This is a genomic window from Priestia sp. 40 (assembly GCF_049368575.1).
Taxonomy (GTDB): domain Bacteria; phylum Bacillota; class Bacilli; order Bacillales; family Bacillaceae_H; genus Priestia; species Priestia zanthoxyli.
On the sequence record NZ_JBMPZA010000015.1, the window covers coordinates 308,816 to 324,689 of the forward strand.

Annotated in this window: 16 protein-coding genes; 7 read left to right on the top strand and 9 right to left on the bottom strand. The window is 39.1% G+C overall.

The genetic code is table 11. From position 1 onward, the window contains the following. Nucleotides 1-76: 76 nt before the first annotated feature. From ACO1DI_RS16415 to asnB, 4 genes are all read right to left on the bottom strand, one after another. Nucleotides 77-925 (bottom strand): phytoene/squalene synthase family protein, encoded by an 849-nt coding sequence (locus ACO1DI_RS16415; RefSeq protein WP_042992336.1) that lies wholly within the window; start codon nucleotides 923-925, stop codon nucleotides 77-79. Nucleotides 926-984: 59 nt separating this feature from the next. Beyond that, complete coding sequence (locus ACO1DI_RS16420; protein ID WP_423145472.1) at nucleotides 985-2,442, bottom strand: phytoene desaturase family protein; 1,458 nt, start codon at nucleotides 2,440-2,442, stop codon at nucleotides 985-987. After that, nucleotides 2,439-3,971 carry a phytoene desaturase family protein gene (locus ACO1DI_RS16425; protein ID WP_423145473.1) on the bottom strand — a complete coding sequence of 511 codons (1,533 nt, stop codon included), beginning with the start codon at nucleotides 3,969-3,971 and terminating at the stop codon, nucleotides 2,439-2,441. Before ACO1DI_RS16425 ends, ACO1DI_RS16420 begins: the two co-directional genes overlap by 4 nt. Nucleotides 3,972-4,286: 315 nt before the next feature. Continuing rightward, nucleotides 4,287-6,134, bottom strand: a complete 1,848-nt coding sequence (gene asnB / locus ACO1DI_RS16430) for an asparagine synthase (glutamine-hydrolyzing) (RefSeq protein ID WP_014461633.1) — start codon at nucleotides 6,132-6,134, stop codon at nucleotides 4,287-4,289. A gap of 171 nt (nucleotides 6,135-6,305) precedes the next feature. Between asnB and ACO1DI_RS16435 the strand changes: the two genes are divergently transcribed. Continuing rightward, on the top strand, nucleotides 6,306-6,866 hold the full coding sequence (locus ACO1DI_RS16435; protein ID WP_014461634.1) for a DUF2777 domain-containing protein: 561 nt from the start codon (nucleotides 6,306-6,308) through the stop codon (nucleotides 6,864-6,866). A 41-nt stretch (nucleotides 6,867-6,907) separates the two neighbouring features. On the opposite strand, the gene ACO1DI_RS16440 is transcribed toward ACO1DI_RS16435, so the two are convergent. Next, entirely contained in the window at nucleotides 6,908-7,255 is a 348-nt protein-coding gene (locus ACO1DI_RS16440; protein ID WP_140451665.1) for a DUF1516 family protein, read from the bottom strand. A gap of 78 nt (nucleotides 7,256-7,333) precedes the next feature. Continuing rightward, nucleotides 7,334-8,506 (bottom strand): DUF418 domain-containing protein, encoded by a 1,173-nt coding sequence (locus tag ACO1DI_RS16445; protein ID WP_208732742.1) that lies wholly within the window; start codon nucleotides 8,504-8,506, stop codon nucleotides 7,334-7,336. Between the two features lie 198 nt (nucleotides 8,507-8,704). Between ACO1DI_RS16445 and ACO1DI_RS16450 the strand changes: the two genes are divergently transcribed. The 6 genes from ACO1DI_RS16450 (at nucleotide 8,705) to ACO1DI_RS16475 (ending at nucleotide 10,934) form a co-directional block, all read left to right on the top strand. Then, a complete protein-coding gene (locus tag ACO1DI_RS16450) occupies nucleotides 8,705-8,926 on the top strand; it encodes a spore germination protein (RefSeq protein ID WP_013055358.1) in 222 nt (73 codons plus the stop codon). Nucleotides 8,927-8,956: 30 nt separating this feature from the next. Beyond that, nucleotides 8,957-9,232, top strand: a complete 276-nt coding sequence (locus ACO1DI_RS16455; RefSeq protein WP_014461637.1) for a spore germination protein GerPB — start codon at nucleotides 8,957-8,959, stop codon at nucleotides 9,230-9,232. A gap of 89 nt (nucleotides 9,233-9,321) precedes the next feature. After that, entirely contained in the window at nucleotides 9,322-10,038 is a 717-nt protein-coding gene (gene gerPC / locus ACO1DI_RS16460) for a spore germination protein GerPC (RefSeq protein ID WP_014461638.1), read from the top strand. Then, complete coding sequence (locus ACO1DI_RS16465; RefSeq protein WP_013055355.1) at nucleotides 10,035-10,211, top strand: hypothetical protein; 177 nt, start codon at nucleotides 10,035-10,037, stop codon at nucleotides 10,209-10,211. Before gerPC ends, ACO1DI_RS16465 begins: the two co-directional genes overlap by 4 nt. Nucleotides 10,212-10,223: 12 nt before the next feature. Further along, complete coding sequence (locus tag ACO1DI_RS16470) at nucleotides 10,224-10,655, top strand: spore germination protein GerPE (protein WP_014461639.1); 432 nt, start codon at nucleotides 10,224-10,226, stop codon at nucleotides 10,653-10,655. 60 nt (nucleotides 10,656-10,715) lie between these two features. Continuing rightward, on the top strand, nucleotides 10,716-10,934 hold the full coding sequence (locus ACO1DI_RS16475; RefSeq protein WP_013055353.1) for a spore germination protein: 219 nt from the start codon (nucleotides 10,716-10,718) through the stop codon (nucleotides 10,932-10,934). Between the two features lie 46 nt (nucleotides 10,935-10,980). On the opposite strand, the gene ACO1DI_RS16480 is transcribed toward ACO1DI_RS16475, so the two are convergent. Genes ACO1DI_RS16480 through ACO1DI_RS16490 form a run of 3 tightly spaced genes read right to left on the bottom strand, consistent with a single transcriptional unit; the run spans nucleotide 10,981 to nucleotide 15,874 of the window. Beyond that, nucleotides 10,981-11,286 carry an HNH endonuclease gene (locus tag ACO1DI_RS16480; protein WP_013081707.1) on the bottom strand — a complete coding sequence of 102 codons (306 nt, stop codon included), beginning with the start codon at nucleotides 11,284-11,286 and terminating at the stop codon, nucleotides 10,981-10,983. A gap of 14 nt (nucleotides 11,287-11,300) precedes the next feature. Next, nucleotides 11,301-14,693, bottom strand: a complete 3,393-nt coding sequence (locus tag ACO1DI_RS16485) for an SbcC/MukB-like Walker B domain-containing protein (protein WP_423145474.1) — start codon at nucleotides 14,691-14,693, stop codon at nucleotides 11,301-11,303. Then, on the bottom strand, nucleotides 14,690-15,874 hold the full coding sequence (locus ACO1DI_RS16490) for an exonuclease SbcCD subunit D (protein ID WP_014461641.1): 1,185 nt from the start codon (nucleotides 15,872-15,874) through the stop codon (nucleotides 14,690-14,692). Before ACO1DI_RS16490 ends, ACO1DI_RS16485 begins: the two co-directional genes overlap by 4 nt.

Consider the following 15,874-nt stretch of genomic DNA (forward strand, 5'->3'; position numbering starts at 1 on the left):
TCTTATTTACATAATAGTTAACGCTTTCATATCTTTTCAAAAAAAAGTAACGCAAAGGAAAAGTAATTCCTTTGCGTTACCCCGTAGAAATAGATGTCATAATTTTCTTTTTCACTTGACTTGTGACAAAGTGCTTTTCTGTAAATACGTCATAATTTTCTTTTCGAATTTTATCAAGAATCGCTCGGTATAGATGCGCCGCTCCTGTAAGAGGTAAACGAGAAGCCACGGGATATTTATGAATCGACTGAAGCCCTTTTATATAATACATTTCCGCTTCTTTGGCCATGTGCTCCCACATTTCTATAAATTCAGAAGTGACCCACCGGTTCTCTAATAGCGTGCGCGTATATCCGTAAGAATTCATAAGGTCTTTCGGTAAATAAATGCGCCCTCGCTCTAGGTCTTCTCCCACGTCTCTTAAAATGTTGGTCAGCTGCATCGCAATGCCTAATGCAACTGCTTCTTCTTCTAATTCTTTATGAGTAGTTGGAGCTAAAATCGGTAACAGCATTAACCCTACCGTACTCGCTACGTGATAGGAGTATGTTTTCACTTCATCAAGCGTATCGTATTCTTTTTTTACTAAATCCATTCGCTGGCCGGTAATCATATCATCAAACGCTTGAACATTCATCTCATATTGTTCAAATACATTTCGCAGAGCTACCCACATGGGGCTTTCGTTTAATAATTCTCCATTTTTAAACCGGGCAAATTCTGATTCGAATTGCTGCAGCTCTATTTCAGGGTTGCTTCCTTCATCCACAATATCATCAACTTGACGGCAAAATGCATATACCGCCCATACTGCCTTTCTTTGTTTTGACGGCAGCATGGAAAAAGCTTTATAAAACGTTTTTGAGTTTTCTTTAATAATTTCTTCACACTGATTGTACGCTTTGTCTAACGAAATGTTCATCATATAGGACCCCTTTCTCTATTAAAGGATAAACCATCATTTCCTAATGGCTTCACAAGATCTTAAGAGAGCTTTGCAACCGTTTGAATAGACGATTGTTCAATGAGATGATCAGCCAACATTTTTGCTCCTTGCATAACAATTGGCACGCCTCCGCCTGGATGAATAGATGCTCCGACCGCAAAAACATTTTTGTATTCGTACGGCTGATACTGGGGTCTGAATACGCCTGATTGAAACAGCTCAGGAGCAATACCAAAGCTTCCGCCTTCGTAAAGTCCAAATGCTTGCGCATCATTTGGCGTGCGTACTTGTACCCACTCTATTTCTTTACGAAGGTCTTCAAACCCTTTTTCTTCCAAGGTGCAAATAACTCTATCAACAAATTCTTGCTGATTGCTCCAGTCAATATGTCCACCTGATGGAACCGGTACAAGTGCATACAGTACACTTTTTCCTTCAGGAGCTAACGACGGATCAATAACAGAGGGATTAAATGTATAAATAGCTGGATCTTCAGGAATCGTTTTATGCTTAAACACCGCTTCCATATGTTTAGCCAAATCATTGCCCATGAAGTATTGATGTACATTGTGATGATCATATCTTCTCTTCAAACCAAGGTAAAGCAGCAGACAGCTGGACGAAGGTACATATTTTTTTTCTTTTTTTTGAGCAATTTTCGCCATGTTAGGAAAGTCTCCATTTAAAATAACTTGATCAAATGGGTAAAGTTTTTCGTCAACAATAACCCCTTCTGTCTTGTCTCCTGATATAGAAAGTTCCTGAACCGCCTTATTCAAATGAATGTTTACACCCTGCTCCATTAGCGCCTTTTCAAGAAGTGGCACAAGACTTGCGTATCCACCTTTTACATAATAGATGCCGTGAGCGTGCTCACTGTAAGGAACAAGGGAATAAATAGCTGGTGCCGAATAAGGATTCCCTCCAATATAGAGAGATTGCAGAGAATAAGCATCTACTAGACGCTCGTCATCGAAATACGTTGAAACAAATTTTCTCATTGATTTATTTGCATTCATTTTTTTTAATGTCTTAATGTTTTGCCATGTCCAAAAATCTCGTTTATTTACAAATGTTTTTTCCAAAAATGCCTTGCTTCCTAATTCAAATCGTTTTTTTAACTCCTCCATAAAGCGCCGGTAGTTTTGCTCTTCACCTGGAAATAAACGGCTAATCTCCTCTAACTGATCTTTTTCAGTCGCTTTTTTGGTATAGGTCGTTCCATCTGGAAAGTGAATATCGTAAAGTGGATCACAGCGTATTAGTTCATATTGAGAAGAAGAAATGCCCGCTTCATCTAAAATACGTTTAAGCATTAAAGGCAATAAGACAATTGTTGGGCCTTCATCAATTTTATAACCGTCTTTTTCTACAAACGCCAGCCGGCCGCCCAGCTTGTTTTCTTTTTCGAAAATATCAACAGAAAAACCTCGTTTGCTTAATAACAAAGCGGTGATTAAACCGCCTATGCCGCCTCCAACAATTGCTGTTCTCATAATGCACTCTCCATTTCCTTCATGTTTTTAAACGGCTCATTCAGTAATTGTCCGTCTCTTTTTAAGATGAGCTTTGTCGTAATGCGAGATGATTCCAGAATAGTTGGTAGACCGCTCCCTGGATGAGTTCCTCCTCCAACTAGCCAGCAGTTTTCTAATTCTTCAAATTTATTATGCGGACGCAGCACCATCATTTGAGTGAGCTGATGTCCAAGGTTAAATGTCGCTCCTTTATAAACCAGCACGTCTTCTTCCCACTGCTTAGGTGAAATGATTTTTTCAACTTCAATATGACTCTCTAAATCTTTGAAACCCGTTTTCTTTTCTACAATTTTTAATACTGCATCTCGAAAAGCTTTTTGTTTTTCATCCCAGTTTACACCGCTGAAATTATTCGGAACCGGCGCTAAAATATAAAGAGCGGACTTTCCTTCCGGCGCTAAAGTTGGGTCTGTTACAACTGGGTTTTGGATGTAGATGGAAGGGTCTTCTGAAAGAGCTAACGTTTTTGTGATCTCTTCTACATTTTTCTTATAGTCTTCAGCAAACACAATCGTGTGATGAGGCAGGTCTTTGTACTGTTTGTCTATGCCTAGATAAATCATAAAAGTAGAACAAGAGTATTTTTTCTTCTCTAGCTTTTTAACTGCATATTTTTTAAGCGTACCTTCATCTAGTAAATTCGTCATCGCATGGGCAAAATCTCCATTGATAATGACGTCATCTGCCCCTATTCGCTCTCCATTTTCTAGAATAATTCCTTTTACTCTCTTATTTTCAACCCAGAGTTTCTGAACACCTTGGTTTAAGTGGATGTGCCCTTGATGTTCTTCCACTACTTTTGCCATTGCTTGAGATAGCTGATTTACTCCTCCTATTGGATGGAAGATACCGTAAGCATGTTCCATAAAAGATAAAATAGAAAAGGCTCCTGGACATTCCCAAGGGGACATTCCCAAGTACTTTGATTGAAAGGTAAAAGCTAATTTCAATTTCTCATCAGTGAAATATTTGCCAAGTACATCATAGAGCGTTTTACCTAAGGATAAATGCGGAAGTGCTCGAATTGCTTCGGGCTTTAAATAGTGATGAAAACGATCCATCTGGCCCTGCAATAAAGGCAACAAAGCCGCCATCTTTGCTTCGGTGTCTTTCATGAAACGCTCATACCCTTCTCCGTTTCCTGGGTATAAACGTTCAATTTCTTCTTTCATCTTTTTATGGTTATCCGTCATCTGAATCTTTGCATCATCAAAGATAAGCTCATACATGAGATTTAGACGTTTTAAGTCCATGTAATCATGCGCATTGCAATTAGCAGCTTGAAATAATTCTTCAAAAATCTGTGGCATGCTCAAAAATGTAGGGCCCATATCAAATGTATAACCTGACATTTTAATCGCTGAATTTCGCCCGCCCACGTATCCTTGCTTTTCATATACATCTACTTTATAGCCATGACTTGCTAACAGCATCGCTGCCGCTAGTCCTCCTGGACCTGCTCCAATCACGATTACGTTTTTTTGCATACATACACTCCTAATCCTATACAATAGTTATACAAACATTATACAAACCTTTATTATTAAACACAACGATAAACTGCTTGTCTTTATCCAAATCATAAAATTACCAGTAACTACACCATTGAAATATGACGTTTGTACCATTTTTCCGGGGTTTCAATACACTTTCCCTTTATTCGGTGCTTTCAAGCGTTTATTTTATATCTATGTAAAGTTATACAAAAATAGACTGCAGTCTCCTTCTCTACTTAAACGTACAAAAAAGAGAAATAGATGACTAATGTCATAAAAAAAACCCTCTGTACTGAGAGGGTTCTGTCATTCAACAACCTGAATATTATTGTGAGTAAACCAGACGTGAATTTGAGCTAGATGAGCTAGCAGCTGAGGCCCTGTCATTAATTGACCAAACCACGGTGCTTTAAACCCTTCTCCGCCTGTATCAATAATATGCTTTAACTGCTGCTTATCAAAAAATTCATGAAGAGGTGACTGTTTATCTTGTAAAAGGGATTGAAGCCATACAGTTACAGCCTTTGTATAAGCAGGATTATGCGTTTTAGGGTACGGGCTTTTCTTGCGATAAAGAACGTCATGAGGCAAAATCCCTTCAAGGGCTTTACGTAAAATGCCTTTCTCTTTATTGCCCGTCATTTTCATCTCCCACGGAATGTTCCATGCATATTCCACAAGACGATGATCTGCAAAAGGTACGCGTACTTCTAAGCTCGCTCCCATGCTCATGCGATCTTTACGATCTAATAAAGTTGTCATAAACCAAACCTGATTTAAATAAAACAGCTTTCTCCGCTGCGCATCTTCTAACGATTCACCTTCTAATTCAGGCACTTCCTTTAATGTTTCTTCATATCTTGCACGCACATAATCTTCTAACTGTAATTTCTTTCTCCATGAACTTTGCAGCAAATCAATTCGAGCATCTAATGAACGCATCCACGGAAAGGTATCCGAAGACAAATCGTGTTTTCGGTGAAACCACGGATATCCTCCAAAAATTTCATCTGCACATTCTCCTGATAAGCTCACGACAAAGTCCTTTTTGATTTCACGGCAAAACCAAAGCAGCGATGAATCTACATCAGCCATTCCAGGAAGGTCTCTCACCTCTACAGCCTCTGTTAAATGCTGCACAAGGTCCTCCGTTGAAATAATGCAGCGGTGATGATTTGTTTGAAACGTATCCGACATGAGCTTGATATAAGTTCCATCAGAATTGGGCTGAAACTCATTTGCTTTAAAAAATTTATCATTGTCTTCATAATCGATAGAATACGTATGAAGAGAGCCCTTGCCGCTTTCTTTGAACGCATTTGCAGCGATTGCTGTAATGGCGCTTGAGTCTACTCCACCGGATAAAAATGTACAAACCGGAACATCGGAAACTAGCTGTCTTACAATCGCGTCTTGCACTAAAAATTTAACTTTTTCTGTCGTTTCACCTAGATCATCTGTATGCTGCTCACTTTTTACGTTCCAGTATCGCCAAATCTTCAACCCGTTACGCGTAAGCGTGAGCGCGTGAGCCGGACGCAATTCATTTATTTCTTTAAATACGCCGTGGCCGGGAGAACGAGAAGGTCCTAAGCCAAATACTTCTGCTAATCCATCTAATCCTACTTCCGCTTTCACTTCAGGATGAGCTAATATCGCCTTTAATTCTGATGCAAATTGAATTCCGCCTTCATAAGATCGATAGAATAGAGGCTTCACTCCCATTCTGTCACGTGCTATAAATAACTTTTCATTGGCTTCATCCCAGATTGAAAACGCAAAGATACCGTTAAAATGATCTACGCACGCTTCTTTCCATTCTATATAAGATGTTAGAAGTACTTCCGTATCGGAATGCCCTTGAAATTGATAGCCCCTTTTTATTAATTCTTTCCGAATATCTTCTGTGTTGTAAAGCTCCCCATTATAGCAAAGCGTGTAGAGCTGTTCGTTTTTTTCTCTCGTCATCGGCTGTCTTCCGCCTTGAGGATCTACTACGACTAAGCGTTTGTGTCCAAAGGCAACATGCTGCTGTGTCCATACGTTGGTGTCATCAGGACCTCTTTTCGATAAAGTATCAGCCATTTTTGTTATTGTTGCTGTTTCATTTAAAAGCGATCGCTTTAAGTCGACCCAACCCGTTATACCACACATCGTTTATCATCCTTTCTTTCACGCTCTTGTTTATGAATGAAATAATGCCATTGTATGCACGCAATAGGTACAGTTGAATTGTCCTTATATTTTATTTTCACTTTCGAGTTATAAAGACAGCTTTTTTAGGCAATAAAAAAATATGGATAAATTTCACACGGAGGTTTGATTATGAATCATTATTCTAAACAACAAGCTATGAACAATCAGCCGCGTTCCTTCGTGATTGGTACGGTTGAATGTGTTGATTCACAGTGGATTTTCTTTGAAGATGAAAGTGACGAAGCTTCCATGCTCCATGAAGTAATGGATGATACATTAGAACTTCTTATTGATACACGCTGGGAAAAAGCCATTATGGTTGATGACCGTCAAATAAAGCTTCACGATGGAACGTATTTATTGCGAAATGGGGATAAGCTAAGACTGACCAAAAAGCTACCTTATGCATACGAACAGCTGCTTCAATCACTGCCGAAAGAGACCTTTTTATCATTTACTCATCACTTAAACTCATTAAAATTCTCTCTTTATGATTGTATTTACTGTCACAACACATTATGTTTTTTACCGACAGACGGTGATACAAAAGGTGCTAATTTTATCATTTATGACAATGAGGAAAAAATTTGTGCGGTTCAGCATTTATTCGAACGAGGCACGCATCATCTAGACCGGTTTGAATATACGGTTAACGATGGAGAACGTTCAATGAATCTTTTTTTAGATTAAAGCAAAATAAAAAAGCTATCTTGTTTAAGATAGCTTTTTTATTATCCTAGTACAACATATCCGTAATAGAATACTAAGATAAGCGCAATTGCAAGAACTGCCCAAGCAACGCCTGTACGCTTGCTTTTTTCAGTACGAACAAGTACCATTTCCATTCCAACAAGCACTAACACTCCGGCAATTCCTTTAATAAGAGCTGCGCCTTGAAAATGATACCAAGCTGCTAACATATGCAGACCTGACACTAATACTAATAAGTATAAAAGTCTCGCTACCATATGTAAGATCTTTTGACCTTTAGCTTTACCTGCTCGATGTAAAATCAACGAAACCACAAACGAGATAATCAATAATGTCCAAAGCGTTACATGAATATGTAGTGGAGCCATTTATCTCACGTCCTTTCTGAAAATATCATATCATGAAAACCTTTCCTTCACCAATAATAAAAGGAAGGAAAAGGATTTTTAGCGACTTCGTCCATAAGTAGCATACCGAATGAGTTTTTCAAGGGGCCCATCTGAAAATAGGCTAATCCATATCCAGCTTCCCAGCAGTTGAATAGAAAGGATAATCGCCGCAATAGACAAACCTTCTACAATTGAAATATGCCCATAGTATCCTAATCCATATGAGTAAAAAAGAAATGTACATACAATAGACTGGACAATATAATTAGTTAAAATCATTCTTCCCAAAAAAGCAAATGGCTGCATGACTTTTTGAATAGATACGCTTCGCATAGCTAATGTAACCAACGTTACAATAAAAATTGCTCCTGCCGTTCCTCCGATTGTATCGTGAATATAGGATGTGGCTACATTGTGATCTAAAGTATAAGGCAATACAGATGATGCTCCGTATACGATGAATGAAATAAGACAAATCCACTTTGTCTCAACTATATATTCTTCTATTTCTTTAAACCATTCGCTTTTTGCTATAAAGCCGCCTAATAAAAACAGCGGAAATAGTGATAAAAACATAAAAGGAACCGTATTTAAATTATAAGCGTAGTACCAATCAAGCAGGCGCTGATGAAAGATTGATGCAAAACTTCCGTGTCCATATACTTGAAGAGCTTTATCAATAATTGGCTGGTAAATTCCTGCTGCTGTCTCTCCTTCATTAGCAAAAGCAGCTACTGTTAAAATAACAGTCATAATTACAGCGTAAATACTAAATATTCCAGTTCCCCACGCTAATAACACTTCTTTCTTTGCTTCTTGAAAAAACAGCATAATCAAAGCAAAAAAGCTGTATATCACAATCATATCACCATGCCAAATAAATAAAGCATGAATGGCTCCAACGATAAGCAAAGCCGCCATTCTTCGTACATAAAAAGGAGTAAAACTTATTTGTCTTTCATATGTACGCTCGAACATTTTCATAAAACCAAACCCAAACAAAATAGCAAGCAGCGCGTATCCTGTCTGCCCTACAACTACATCAACTAATCCGTTAGCAACATAATTCATTCTTGAACCGTCTAACAAATTATTGTCGTAATACGAAGCAGGCGAATAAAAATTCGGCATGTTTATGAGCAAAATACCGATAAGGGCAATTCCTTTTAATACATCCGCCGCTTCAATACGCTGTTCTTTATCAGCTGCATTCATTTTAAAACGTTTCATTCTTTCACACCTTACATGATTTCATTATTGCCTTCACATTATATCGAACGCAAAAGTTTTTCTTCAATGTTTACTATTTCCATTCCTCTTTTTAATGTTTTACTTCTCCTCTGCATATAGATAAGGAAAAAGCATTAATCACCTTTTTATCTAGGCTTCATATGCTGTTACTAGACTAAATTAAAAGGGTGTTTGCCTATGCCTGCCATTGTTGGTGTTGTTAATCTTAACAGTGTTGGTTCAGCCAGCGTCTTTCATATTGGAGATGTTTATACAATAGCCCCTATTTCCACTGCTAAAACATTTGCTGGCGCAGGTTCGTTTAATACAGGTGACGGATTATATGTTGTGAATCAGCAGAGCTCAACCAATACGTCAGACAATGACGTAAATGACCAAAATGTCGCTGGAAATCTATAATAGAAATGAAGCTCATACAGGGGGATGCTTATGAACTTTTACGTGAATCAAAGTATCTGTATTCAAAGTATGAAGATTAGTGCTGTAAGTAACTCGTCGGTACTTCAAATTGGAAGCGTAGGTGTTATTAAACCGAACTCAAATCTCTTTAATACAGGAGGATTTACAGGCGCTGCACCTACTGAAACAAAAAAAGGAATTCTTGGATCTGTCTCTCCTTCTACCTTTACTCCAGGAACCGGCGCAGGAGCCGCCCCAGCCCCTTTTTCACAGTCGCTAACTCCTCCAGCTCGAGACAACGACTGACATGTTACAGCCTTCAGCGCCATATGTATATATATAACTATTTTCTTTATCAGAAGGTAAGGAAATCGAGGTGATTGAAGGTGGATAACATGGACTATATTCAGCAGGTACATCAGTATGTTCAGCAAATGTCTTCGTATATTCAGCAGCAAGAAGGACGAATTGCTCAGCTTGAAAAAAACGTACAAGAACTTCAGCAGAAAATAAAAGAGTTAGGTGAACAGCCACCTATTAAAATTGATAAAATTGAATATAAATTTGAACAGTTAAAAATTGATTCTTTAGATGGAACACTTAATATTGGATTAAACCCTCTCACACCTGACAATTTAGAAGATATCATTATTAATGAGAAACCAGAAGTAACATTTTCGCAAGGAGCTCAGCCACAAGGGCAGCCGCCTCAAGGTGAGCAGCCGGGACAACCCGGAGGCCCTGGACCCCAAAATCCTAGCTTAAAACCATTGGAACGTCACTTAGAAAAACAGTGGGTCTCAGATATTCACGAAACGATTATAAGTGAACTGAATCAACATGGATTTTCGATGGTTCAACATGTGCTAGATGAGCGCTCGATGATGATTGATGAATCGTACTACGAGTTTATTTTAGAAGATATTAAAAAGCAGCTGCAGCAGCGAATTACTTTTTATATACAGCAAGTTCAACCGGAAGAAATGGAACGAAATTTCGAACAAATCAAACCTCAAATTATCGGTAAACTTTATGAAGATATGAAAAAAGGAATTGACGCATTTTTAACGTATTTACCTGAATCTTTAAAGAAAGGTGGACCCCCTTCATGAACTTTAACGTTGTAAACCGCGAATTGCTTGTTGGAGACGTTAGTATTACAGGCGTATCTTCTTCCTCTCTTTTTTTAATTGGTGATGCAAACTATATCTCTTTATCCTCAACATTTGATACGCCAGCTGAATCTTTGATTATCGGCCCTTATGTCCCACTATCGTTATCATAAAGGAGCTTATGTATGCTTTCACGCACATCTTCTGTTAATTATATAGAAATTAATTCCTTGTCGGCGAGCTCCTTTTGCCAAATTGGAGATTCAACAGAAATTCACTTACTTAATAGAGCTTTAGCTGATCGGAGACAGTATCCGTTTTTCTACGGCAGAGAAGGAAATTTTGATGATTATGCTATCTTTAGTGAGCCTATTCCCCATGGTGACTACGAACCTATTCCCGTTCAAACGTGGAATGAAATACCTTTAATCCGCGTTAACAGAATTGATATAAAAGGGTGCTCATTCTCGTCAGTTATTCATGTTGGCTCGACCTGCAATGTTTATGCAGAAGCCCGCATTAAGCATATTCGTGAACTGATCAACGATGAACCTTCAAAGGAAGCTGAAGCCGGAACATCGAAAAAAGCTGCCTCAGCACCTAGCGGCAGTGAGTGAACCTTTTAAGAAATGGCTCATATACTAAACTAATATCACGAAAAAAAGGGTGTGAACCTCATGCCAGCAATAATCGGACCCGTTAGTATCACGAGCGTCGGGGGCGGTGTCGTAACGTTTGGAGATACGTTTTATGTTTCTCCAAAAAGCGCTGCTAAAACAGCCTCAGGCTCCGGCTCTTTAAATACAGGTAACTTTGTTAATACAAATAACGGCATTTCAGGAACAAATACGTTAGATCCAGATTTATTCGATCAAAATATAGCGGCAAATGCTTAAAAAAACCCCTTATCTTTGCTACTAAAGCAGATAAGGGGTTTTTTATTCACTTGGATTTTCGGCTGTTTGATTTTTTGGTTTTAGGTAATTTAGAAGAAGGCTGTTTACGAATCCATTTAATAAAAGAGCTAATTTTAGAATCAGCTTGTAATAAAGAAATCGTATTAAGACGAATGGCTAATTCATCATTTGTGTATAACGCATGAATTTGTTTATGACACGGAATACATAAGTTTGCCGTTGGTTCAAACGCTCCGCCCATTTCCTTAGGCGTTAAATGATGTACGGTCGTCAAGACATCCTGCCTTCCGCATAATTCGCATGTTCCTATTCGCCTGTCTTTTTTCTTCATATAGATTTCCTTCCCTATAAAGTTTCTACTCTTACACTAGTTCCTTTGCCGGAAGGCTCGGACGGCTCAACAATCAAACGTTTTGGCAGCCGAGCCCGAAGTTCTTGCACGTGACTAATGACTCCAATTGATAAATTATTGGACTGAAGTTTTTCAAGCGCCGTAACCACGGTATCAAGAAGCTCGCCATCAAGCGTTCCAAAGCCTTCATCTAAAAAGAAAAACTGCAGCGGATATTCTCCTCTTAGCTGAATTTGTGCAGACAATGAAAGGGCCAAAGCCAGCGAAGTTAAAAACGTCTCTCCTCCGGATAAAGTTGAAACCGGACGTTTCACCCCTCCATTTGCATCATCTCTCATGATAAAGCCGCCTTGTGAATCAACTTCAATCGCATAGCGCTGACGTGTTAATATACCCAGACGCTCTGAAGCATCTCGGCTAACGGACATCAGCTGCTCTTCAGCAATATATTCCACGAAAGCATTCCCTTTAAATACTGTTTGAAGCTTCTGATACTGTTCAAATAAAGCTTGTTTTTCTTCACGGTTCTGTTCAAGCACTAAAAATCGCTCATGTCGTTCTTTGACGCTTTTTAACGTTTGCTCAGCCGCTCCCTTAAGCTGAACCGCTTCTTTTACAGCCGCTTTTATATCATGAAGCAGCTGCTGAGTTTCTTCAAATTGCTGCTCTTCTATGGACTGGTGATTCAGCTGGATATTTAACTGTTCAATTGATGACTTCATCTGTTTTATGTTGTCCCAATAAGCCTGAACAGTTTCATCCAACAATTTCATCTCATCATTTGATAACAAAGCTTGCTGAACTTCTTTTCCTTCGCTGAATAAAGAATTCCCTATAGCTTCTTCCCATTTTTCAGCTGCTTTTTTATACTGGATATGAGCTGTTTCTAGAGATTCGCTCGCTGCTTTTTCATCCATTTGCAGCGTTTGATACGCTTTTTGAACAGTCTGCCAATGCTGATACGCCTGCTGTTCATTCGTCTCTAACTCCGTAAGTAAGTGCACTGTTTTTTGCAGCGCTTGTTCAATATCTTCTTGATCTGTAAGCGTACGCAAGCGTTCAATTTGCGAGTGAACAAGAGATTGTTTATGAGACAGCATTGCTTTTAATTCTGTAAATTCTTTTTCGCCCGCATATTTCTCTTCTTTTAGACCTTCGATTTTCTTTTGCTGATTTTCAAAAAATATGCTACTTTTTTCAATTCGAGCCTTTATTGTCTGCTCTTCTTTTTCTCGCTCATTTAGCTGTTCATTAATTTTTTCCATCTCTTCAAATACAAAGGAAGGATAATCTTGTTGAAAAGCTTCTTTTCCTGCTTGTAACGCTTGTTTTTGCTGATTGACTTTTCCTTCTAATTCAATTTGTTCTTTTTGATAATGAGCAAGCTCTAATTCAATCTTTTCAAGACTTTGCTGGACCTTTTGTACCTTCCCTAGAATTGCCTGCTGTTTTTCACTTACCTGCAAATAATCCTGCTCAAGAGATTTGATTTCAACTTCTATTTTCTTAGCATACTGGCCAAAGGCATCTGTACCCATTTCTCCTAAAGCAGAAACTTCGCCAGCTTCGTTCATAAACTCAGCTAACTCAGGTATTTTTTCAACAAGAGGTTTAGCTAGCTGTTCAAGCTGCATTTTGAGCGACGAATAGCTAAATCGCTGTTCACGCAATTGATTGACTTGATCTTCGAACTGATCCGCTGACTCAGTTGTGACGTCATCTTCTTGTTGGTGTAACACGGGGTTAGGATGATGCTCAGAGCCACAAACTGGACAAGGCTCTCCTTGGGTCAGCTGCTCAGCTAATTGATGAGCCAGACGGCGTGACCATTCTTTTTCTTTGCGTCTTTTTAGATCGCTCATTAAACGATCTGCTTGTTGAAAAAGCTGCTGAAACTCTTTTTCCCGCTCACATACAGTATGATACAAGCCTTGAATATCTGAAAATAACGCTTTACTTTGTTCTATTGTTTGCTGATATCTCTCTTGGTGTGTCTGTTTTTGTGTATGCAAATGCTGAAGCTGTTCCGCTTTTTCTTTATACGTTTTTTGGCCTTCATCTAGATTTTTTTTATCATTATTCCATACTTGATAACGGTAAAATGCTTGCTGAACAGCCTGCCGATAATCAGGTTGAATCTCCACCTTTGTTAATGCTTCTTTTAACTCTTTTTGAAGAGTCAAGCCTTGCTGATACCGCTTATCCGCTTCCATTAATTCATCGTTTTTCGCTTGAAGTGCCTGCTGCTTTTGCTGAAGAGAAACTTCCGCTTCTTTTATTTCTTGCTGACCTTCTTTAATTTGTTTTTGAAGATCAGAAGCTTGTTGAAGCTGTTCTTTTTGAACAACTAATTTGGGCTGCTGTTCATTTTTGTACAAGCGAGCCTGCTCATATAAGCTATTCGAACGCTTATATTCCTCACTTTTTTGAACAATTTGTGCTTTTAAATTTTCTACTTTATCTTCATAAAGCTTCTGCTGTTTTTCAGCTTGTTCAAATGTTTCTAAATAAGGAAAAAGACGCTCAGCCTGCTGAGCTTTCGTCAGCACATCCTGCTTTTGTTTAATCTCCTCTTCCTGTCTAGAAGCATGTACTAGCTTTTCTTCTAGCAATGTTTTTTCCTGCTGTGCTTTCCAAAGAGACGCCTGCTGATCGTATCGCTCTTGCAAATCAGCCGCTTCTTTTTCTCGTTTTTCCAAAAGTACAATGCTATCACTTACAAGCTGCTCAGCTTCCGTTACTTTCTCTGTTGAAGCTTCACCTAATCCCGTTTGTTCTGCCGTAATTTTATCTAGGTCTGTTTTTAGCTGCTGAACTTGATAGCGTATTTTCTTACTAAGCTGATCCCCGTACTGCTCGAGATTAAAAAGACGCTGAAGCATTTGACGACGCTCCGTCCCTTTTAATGATAAAAACTCCGCAAATTTTCCTTGTGGTAATACAACAGCTCTTGTAAAATCATCAATTGTTAAACCAAGAAGTTCCTGTACCTGCTGGTTTACATCATTTGTTTTATCCGCTAATACGTACGTTTCATCTTCGATTTCAATCAACCGACTGGAAGCTGATTTCACACGCAGCTCATCCGTCCGTTTAAAGCTTCGTTCAACAGTATAGCGTTTTTTATGATTAGCATTTTCCAGTTCGAACGTAAACGATACTTTCAGTTCATTTTCCCCGTGATTTAAAATTCCTTGTGTATTATTAGCTGCACGCTCTACTTTTCCGTATAAAGCTAGTGTAATGGCATCCAAAATGGAGGATTTCCCGCTTCCAGTAGGACCAAATATTCCGAAAACACCGCCTGAACACAGCGCTTCAAAATCGACAGTTTGTTTTTCTCTAAAACTGTGAAGCCCCGAAACGGTCAAGTTAATAGGTTTCATTTTTCATCCTCCTTTCCCGATATATCTTCGTCGTTAATCAAGGTTAAAAACAGTTTGACTAATTCAGTATCAGGTGCCCCTCCGCCGGTTTGCCTGCTGTAGAACTTTGTAAACAGTTCTTCGATTGGCACTTCGCGCTGTGAACGTGTTTCAAGTGCTAGTTCTTCTGCTTTGAATACCGGACGGATATGAATAAAGCCTGGATGAAGCTTGCGAAGACGATGGATTTCTTCTAGTGAAAGTGCATCTTCTACGTGAACTTCTAAATCAACCCATGCCTGCGTATCTTTTTGCTCATCAAGCCATGTATATACTTCTGCCAATCCGTTTTTCGCTTTCCAACGCGTCAAGGGCTTTCCGCTAGATAATGGAATTTCAGTCATCTCAACCTCTTTTCCTGGCTTAGCATCTAAAATGGTAACCGACTTTGCGTATCCTGACTCCGAAAAGCTGTAAGCAAGAGGTGAACCGGAATACCTTGCCAGAGTGTGGGCGCGATTGATCATTTGCGGACGATGCAAATGCCCTAACGCTACATATTGAGCGTTGGCAGGTAAACTAGTTGCCGCCACCGTATAAGCTCCTCCTACTTCAATTGGACGTTCTGAGTCCGTTGAACTTCCTCCTGCTACGTAAATATGGCTCATCGCAATGTTAACGCTATCTGTAGTAAACTGCTCACTCATTTTATCGAAAATACCTTTTACTCTGGCATCATATGAATTTCGAAGAGCCAGCTCATCATTTTCTTCTGCTAACAGTTCTTTTAATCTAGATTCAGATGGGTAAGGAAGAGCCGCAACCCTTAATATTTCATCTGATGTAGGAATGTGAATGCTTTCTACATCGGTAGTAGGCAAACCAAGAAGCGTAATATTTTGATGAACAGCTAATGGAGAAGCTGCCGAAAGCCGATCTGGATTATCATGGTTACCCGCAATAACAATAATTGGACGTTTACCATTGTTGCTCAGCCTAGACATACTTTCGTAAAAAAGCTGCTCTGCAGCTGCTGGAGGGTTGACCGTATCAAAGGCATCGCCCGCCATGAGAATAGCATCTATCTTTTCCTCTTCCACAATGTCTGCCAGTTCATCTAAAAACTGTGCTTGCTCAGCTAGACGGCTTCGGCCTTCTAACGTTCGCCCCAAATGCCAATCCGCTGTATGTAATAAACGCAT

What these genes read in the sequence shown, in the direction of transcription:
- ACO1DI_RS16415 (WP_042992336.1), bottom strand. Translation starts at nt 925, where the DNA reads ATGATGAACATTTCGTTAGACAAAGCGTACAATCAGTGTGAAGAAATT.
- ACO1DI_RS16420 (WP_423145472.1), bottom strand. Translation starts at nt 2,442, where the DNA reads ATGAGAACAGCAATTGTTGGAGGCGGCATAGGCGGTTTAATCACCGCT.
- ACO1DI_RS16425 (WP_423145473.1), bottom strand. Translation starts at nt 3,971, where the DNA reads ATGCAAAAAAACGTAATCGTGATTGGAGCAGGTCCAGGAGGACTAGCG.
- asnB (WP_014461633.1), bottom strand. Translation starts at nt 6,134, where the DNA reads ATGTGTGGTATAACGGGTTGGGTCGACTTAAAGCGATCGCTTTTAAAT.
- ACO1DI_RS16435 (WP_014461634.1), top strand. Translation starts at nt 6,306, where the DNA reads ATGAATCATTATTCTAAACAACAAGCTATGAACAATCAGCCGCGTTCC.
- ACO1DI_RS16440 (WP_140451665.1), bottom strand. Translation starts at nt 7,255, where the DNA reads ATGGCTCCACTACATATTCATGTAACGCTTTGGACATTATTGATTATC.
- ACO1DI_RS16445 (WP_208732742.1), bottom strand. Translation starts at nt 8,506, where the DNA reads ATGAAACGTTTTAAAATGAATGCAGCTGATAAAGAACAGCGTATTGAA.
- ACO1DI_RS16450 (WP_013055358.1), top strand. Translation starts at nt 8,705, where the DNA reads ATGCCTGCCATTGTTGGTGTTGTTAATCTTAACAGTGTTGGTTCAGCC.
- ACO1DI_RS16455 (WP_014461637.1), top strand. Translation starts at nt 8,957, where the DNA reads ATGAACTTTTACGTGAATCAAAGTATCTGTATTCAAAGTATGAAGATT.
- gerPC (WP_014461638.1), top strand. Translation starts at nt 9,322, where the DNA reads ATGGACTATATTCAGCAGGTACATCAGTATGTTCAGCAAATGTCTTCG.
- ACO1DI_RS16465 (WP_013055355.1), top strand. Translation starts at nt 10,035, where the DNA reads ATGAACTTTAACGTTGTAAACCGCGAATTGCTTGTTGGAGACGTTAGT.
- ACO1DI_RS16470 (WP_014461639.1), top strand. Translation starts at nt 10,224, where the DNA reads ATGCTTTCACGCACATCTTCTGTTAATTATATAGAAATTAATTCCTTG.
- ACO1DI_RS16475 (WP_013055353.1), top strand. Translation starts at nt 10,716, where the DNA reads ATGCCAGCAATAATCGGACCCGTTAGTATCACGAGCGTCGGGGGCGGT.
- ACO1DI_RS16480 (WP_013081707.1), bottom strand. Translation starts at nt 11,286, where the DNA reads ATGAAGAAAAAAGACAGGCGAATAGGAACATGCGAATTATGCGGAAGG.
- ACO1DI_RS16485 (WP_423145474.1), bottom strand. Translation starts at nt 14,693, where the DNA reads ATGAAACCTATTAACTTGACCGTTTCGGGGCTTCACAGTTTTAGAGAA.
- ACO1DI_RS16490 (WP_014461641.1), bottom strand. Translation starts at nt 15,874, where the DNA reads ATGCGTTTATTACATACAGCGGATTGGCATTTGGGGCGAACGTTAGAA.